Below are 5,147 nucleotides of genomic sequence, written 5' to 3' on the forward strand. Positions count from 1 at the left end.
CACTTTGTCGGGCTAAGCATGGGCGGATTTGTCGGTATTCGGCTGGCCGCTTGGAACCCGGGCTTGTTGAAAACGCTGACCCTGCTCAATACGTCTGCCGACCCTGAGGCGATAGAAACCGGACCGAAATACCGGATGCTCAACCTTGTGGCCCGTTGGGTAGGGCTGTGGGCCGTTGTTGGCCGTGTGATGCCCATTTTGTTTGGGCAGACTTTCCTGAAGGACGCGGCTCGCGTGAAAGAGCAGAAACGGTGGGGTAAGGCAATTTCCTGCAATCACCGCATTGGCATCACGCGGGCTGTGGCGGGTGTGATTGAACGTGACGGCTGCAGCGATCTTCTGAACGAGATCAGGATTCCAACCGGCATTGGGGTCGGAGACGAGGACGTCGCCACGGAGCCCAGTAAATCGGAACGCATGCATGCGGCGATCAAGGGATCGGAACTGGCCGTTTTCAAGCGCACGGGCCATTCGTCGTCCATCGAGTCGCCGATGCAGGTAAATGACCTGATTGAGCGGACGATCAAACGCCTGAAATAGCGGAGTTAGGGAACAAAGGCGCATGTCGGAAAGTCGCGACACCGTCAATGCCGGGCCCCGAATTTCGGGGCGCTAAAGGCATGGCGGCACCTTGAAAGCTGCACGGCTGCATCTGCGTATGCGATGGGCTTCGGGCAAGGGCCGAGAGCGACGGACCTGCATAGAAGGGCTTATTGCGTTGAAAGCTCTTGTTGATTTGGATACCGGTCGCTGATTCAACTGGCCCTGTCATGCGCGGGATGTCCGATGTTGAGACCGAGACAAGAGGCGCAGGGCGCACTATTTTACGAGTTTTCGACCGACGATCATGCGCCCCAGCTCTGCTGGACGAAGCGGTCGTGCATTTTAAGTAAAGGGACGGCAGCGCTCCAGTCAAATTGCCCTGCCTAAAGGCTCACGCCAAAGATGCTTCCTACACCGGCGGTGATGGCCATGGCCGCCGCGCCCCAGAATAAAACGCGGACTGTTGCGCGCGGCTTAGGTGCTCCACCTAAATGGGCGCCTAAGGCACCAAGGCCTGCGAGACAAATCAAGGTCGTGATGACAACGGTTGGGATAATTTCATCGCTTGGCGCCAAAATAGCGGCGGCGAGTGGCAGTGCTGCTGCCACAGTAAATGTGAGGCCAGAGGCAAGCGCCGCCTGCAAGGGATTTGCCGTATGCACTTCGGAAAGTCCGAGTTCGTCACGCACATGGGCGCTTAGTGCATCTTTGGCGGTTAACTCTCGTGCAACCAGAGCGGCTGTTTCAACGGAAAGTCCCCGAGATCGATAGATCGAAGCCAGTTCAGCTTCTTCCTCTGCTGGCGTGTCGATGAGGGCCTGCTTTTCACGCGCAATGTCGGCGTGTTCAACGTCAGACTGCGAACTTACTGAGACATACTCACCTGCCGCCATCGACATTGCGCCTGCTGCGAGCCCCGCGGCTCCGGCCAACAAGATTGCAGTTGGGCTGGGGTCAGCCGCCGCAACGCCGACTATCAGCGATGAAACTGATACAATGCCGTCGTTGGCGCCCAAAACGGATGCGCGCAGCCAGCCGACGCGATTGATGTAGTGCAGTTCTTCGTGTGCAGATCTGTAAGGTAAGTTCATAGAAAACTCCGTGAAAATGGGGCGGCTGCGCAAAACTTAACGACGACCTATATATTCAGCGCTATCTTGGCCACTGACATGTAGGCCATGTAAACGCTACCCGAACGCGTTCACTCTTGGCTCGGAACCGCAATTCGCCCAAGTCCATCGATTGACCACTCTGCGGGACGAGAGGTTCAGCCATTCCTCGCCCGAGGATCAGAACTTAGCAAGATTTTGGGTGGCCGCCGTAACCGCGCCTCAGCACCAGCACCGGCACCGACACCGTCCTGCCATTGGCCGGTCAAGGTTGCCTGGATCGTATGTGATATCTTCGGTTTTCACGGATTGATATTGAATAACACTTGGAAGCCGCTCATGGTCCGCTCAGATCAAGCAACCAATTTGGAGGGTAGGATGAAATACTGTTCTGTTATGTTGATAGCGTTGATGGCCTTTTCCCCCGTCGGACAAGCTGCGGCGCAGCCGAAATCCAAGATTGGCGACTGTCCACCGGGGCTGGCCAAGAAAAACCCGCCTTGCGTGCCTCCCGGCCAAGCCAAGAAGATCTATCGGATCGGCGACAGATACGACCGAAACGACTATCTGAACGATTATGATCGGCGGCGATACAACTTGCCCAGGCTACCCCGCGGACAAAGCTACTACCGCGTTGGTGACAGCTTGATCCGCGTCGACAATGAAACACGCGAGATCCTCGAACTGATTGAGGCCGTTTCCAGAGTGCTAAACTGAATTCTGTGGAAACGACCTGACTACGGGGCGGTTTCAACTGGTCGACGCAACACTTTAATCTTTGGCCACAAACGGTCCTTGGCCACAATAGGTGCGGCTTCAGCTTACATTTGGACTCGACACAAAAATACCATGCTGGACGGCGGCGCGGCTAACTGCTGTGACGCCGGGGCATTCCAAATGTAGAAACGACGACCGCAAGGCGTTTTGTGGGCATGCGCGAGAGCGAAGTGCAAATGACAGCCTTCGGGCGACCACATTTGAGGACATCACGACACCTCGCGCCCAGCTATATGAGTGTCTCCATCACAATGTGCCGCAGGACAGACACGGTTACTCCAAAATATCAAAGGGATCGATTGCAGCCAGGGCGCGTTCTATCAGCGCAAGTATCGCGCCGCCGTCAGCCCTTCAAATGAAATCTCCGGTTCTTTGCCTAGGACCACATCGGCCACCGCCCTGCCCGACCCGCAGGCCATCGTCCACCCCAGCGTTCCGTGGCCGGTATTCACGAACAGATTGTCATATTGCGTCGGCCCCAAAACAGGCGTGCCATCTGGTGTCATCGGGCGCAGACCGGTCCATCCTTCGGCGCGCGAGATGTCGCCGCCCTTGGGAAAGAGATCGCCGATCACATGTTTCACCGTATCGGTGGCATGCGGGCCGAGACGGTTGGAATAGCCCGCAATTTCCGCCGTGCCAGCAACGCGGATGCGATCGCCGAGGCGGGTGATGGCGACCTTATGGGTTTCGTCCATGATTGTGGATTGTGGGGCAAACGCGTCGTCGGTGACAGGCAGCGTGACGGAATACCCCTTGACCGGATAGACCGGCAGTTTGACCCCTATGGGATTCAGCACGTTCACCGCATAGCTGCCCATGGCACAAACATAAGCATCCCCCGTAATTCGCCCGGCGATTTCAGTGTCCACGCCCGCTATCTTGCCATTCTCGATTGCGATGGATCTGATCGACTGTCCGTATTGGAATTCAACCCCCATTTCCGCGCATTTATCGGCCAGGGCCATGGTGAACAATCGGCAATCCCCGGTGCGATCTGCGGTCAGGCGCAGGCCGCCGACAAACTTGTTGCGCACCTCGGCCAGGGCCGGTTCAACCTCTATGCAGGCGTCCCGGCCGAGCACCTCGTAGGGAGAGTCGTATTCGGCAAGGATTTCCTGATCCGCCTTTGATCCCTTCATCTGCTTGGCAGTGCGGAAAAGCTGCAGGGTGCCCTGTGCGCGGCCATCATATTCGATGCCTGTCTCGGCAATCAGCTCTGGCATCACGTCGCGCGAATAGTTCGACACCCGCACCATGCGCCCCTTGTTGATGCGATAGCTGTCATCGTTGCAATTGCGCAGCATCTGGGCGCACCATTTCCACATGGTTGGGCTGATCAGCGGCCAGATGAACAGCGGGCGGCGCTTCATGAACAGCCATTTGATTGCCTTGATGGGTATCCCCGGCGCCGCCCAAGGCGAGGTCATGCCATAGCTCAACTCTCCCGCGTTCGCATAGCTGGTTTCCAACCCTGGCCCGACCTGACGATCTATGACCACGACGTCTGCGCCCTGTTTGGCTAGATAATACGCGGTGGTAACGCCGATGACGCCCGCCCCCATAACGACAACTTTCATTTGAAATGCCTTTCGATTGTGTTCACGCTAGAATGCTCCGTCTGATGACAGGGGGCAAGGTGTGTGGGTGATTGGTCCGGCGATGTCATCCGCGAGTGTTGAAACGCTGGCTCGAATGGCAATGGGCACATGGCGCCCCAGTGAACATACGCCCTACGAATCCCTGCGAGACCGGCTATCCTTGCAACAAAGGCCTCCGACCTTGGCACAGAACGAAGATGAACCGCGTTGATCCGTTGCTTCAGGTCAAAGGGAGGACGCTGCTGTTGAAGTCGTGACGCGTTTACAGGTCCAGAGCCTGGCCGGTTTTCCTTGCCCGCATGCGCCGGTCTGCTAGGACTGTCCAAAGAACCCGAAGGTCAGGTCCGTCTGATCACGAAGATTACCCCAGGGCGGCATAAACTTGCTCGCGCCGAGCCTGGTGTCACTCAGCCCGAGGGCTTTGGCTTTGGGTCGAGAGGTTGACCAAGAATGAACATTTTCAAAAGCTTTGGGGACACTCGCCGTGACTGCCCGGCAGGAAAAATCGCAACAAAGTCTCCTGCGACTATGCTCCTGGAGAGAGTTCGGATGGTTGCTCTGGGTTGCGTTCTCTGGCCTGGCGCCAGTTTGGCGGATCCGCTGCCGTTGCTGAACCTTGATCCGGCGGCAACCACGGTCTCCGGCTTGTCCAGTGGCGCCTTCATGGCGGTGCAGTTGCAAGTTGCATTCTCATCAGCAATCAGCGGGGTGGGCATCGTTGCAGGCGGGCCATTCAATTGTGCCGATAAATCAGTCTGGCGGGCGCTCTATGTGTGCATGAACCCGTTTTGGGACGGTCCCGATCCGGCTGAGGCGATTGCCAGCATGCGGACGTTGGCTGAACAGGGCAAAATCGACCCTCTCGATGACATCGACGCTGATCGAATCTATCTGTTCCACGGCAAATCCGACCACACCGTAGCGCGCGCGACGATGGACGCCCTGAAGGAAACCTATCTGTCACTGGGCATACCGGAAATGGCCATCAATTATACGGTATCGGTCGATGCAGGGCATGGTTTCGTCACCGAACAAGCACTGACCGCCTGCGCAAAGACCCAGCCTGATTTCCTGATCGATTGCGATATTGACCAAGCGGGGGACATTCTGAACTGGC

At 57.1% G+C, this 5,147-nt stretch carries 5 protein-coding genes; 3 read left to right on the top strand and 2 right to left on the bottom strand.

The window, feature by feature from the left end; genetic code table 11:
* A partial coding sequence (locus tag AC221Y_RS20005) for an alpha/beta fold hydrolase (protein ID WP_486708161.1) occupies nucleotides 1-540 on the top strand: 540 nt, incomplete at its 5' end.
* Between the two features lie 386 nt (nucleotides 541-926).
* Here AC221Y_RS20005 and AC221Y_RS20010 read toward each other — a convergent pair.
* Nucleotides 927-1,634 (bottom strand): VIT1/CCC1 transporter family protein, encoded by a 708-nt coding sequence (locus AC221Y_RS20010; protein ID WP_486708162.1) that lies wholly within the window; start codon nucleotides 1,632-1,634, stop codon nucleotides 927-929.
* Between the two features lie 396 nt (nucleotides 1,635-2,030).
* On the opposite strand from AC221Y_RS20010, the gene AC221Y_RS20015 reads away from it, so the two are divergent.
* Nucleotides 2,031-2,369 carry an excinuclease ABC subunit A gene (locus AC221Y_RS20015; RefSeq protein ID WP_486708163.1) on the top strand — a complete coding sequence of 113 codons (339 nt, stop codon included), beginning with the start codon at nucleotides 2,031-2,033 and terminating at the stop codon, nucleotides 2,367-2,369.
* 380 nt (nucleotides 2,370-2,749) lie between these two features.
* On the opposite strand, the gene AC221Y_RS20020 is transcribed toward AC221Y_RS20015, so the two are convergent.
* Nucleotides 2,750-4,009 (bottom strand): D-amino acid dehydrogenase, encoded by a 1,260-nt coding sequence (locus AC221Y_RS20020; RefSeq protein ID WP_073194679.1) that lies wholly within the window; start codon nucleotides 4,007-4,009, stop codon nucleotides 2,750-2,752.
* Nucleotides 4,010-4,579: 570 nt separating this feature from the next.
* On the opposite strand from AC221Y_RS20020, the gene AC221Y_RS20025 reads away from it, so the two are divergent.
* The coding region (locus AC221Y_RS20025; protein WP_486708164.1) for an alpha/beta hydrolase family protein at nucleotides 4,580-5,147 on the top strand (568 nt) is incomplete at its 3' end.

The organism is Boseongicola sp. (assembly GCF_057460485.1).